The organism is Mesorhizobium sp. M2A.F.Ca.ET.067.02.1.1 (assembly GCF_004023285.1).
GTDB lineage: Bacteria > Pseudomonadota > Alphaproteobacteria > Rhizobiales > Rhizobiaceae > Mesorhizobium.
In genome coordinates this window covers 1-424 of record NZ_RZSB01001449.1, presented here as the reverse complement: position 1 = coordinate 424, position 424 = coordinate 1, and the positions used below count along the sequence as shown (strand labels likewise).

At 60.6% G+C, this 424-nt stretch carries 1 pseudogene; it reads right to left on the bottom strand.

The window, feature by feature from the left end:
• Positions 1 to 424 (bottom strand): annotated as a pseudogene (locus EOA28_RS38265) (IS110 family transposase); the annotation flags it as partial.

Genomic DNA, 424 nt, shown 5'->3' with positions numbered 1-424 from the left:
CAACCCATGGATCTCGGTCAGATCGACGCCAAGCACGCCGTATAGAGCGGTCCTCACATCGAACGATGGTGTATTGACCTGCTTGGTCTTCACCCGCGGTCTGCAGAGCTTGCCCACCGGCTTGGCCCCTTTGTCAGCCAGCGCCGCCATCAAGGATTCCAGCTTGCGATCACAGTCGAGCATCTTGGCCTGGTAGGTGTCGTAGAGCTCGAGCGACTGGGTCAGCGCGAAGACATGTTCGTCTCTATCGTTGCCCACCAGCGCGGCGCGGATCGTCTCGATGGAGGAATGGCAGCGCACATCGCGGTAGGTCGCCAACACGTCGGGATCGCGCTCGCCCGCGACAATAGCCCGGATAATCCGCATGCCGGTCGCACCGGTGATGTCGGAGACGACGTGATGAAGTTGCAGGTTCATCTCCATC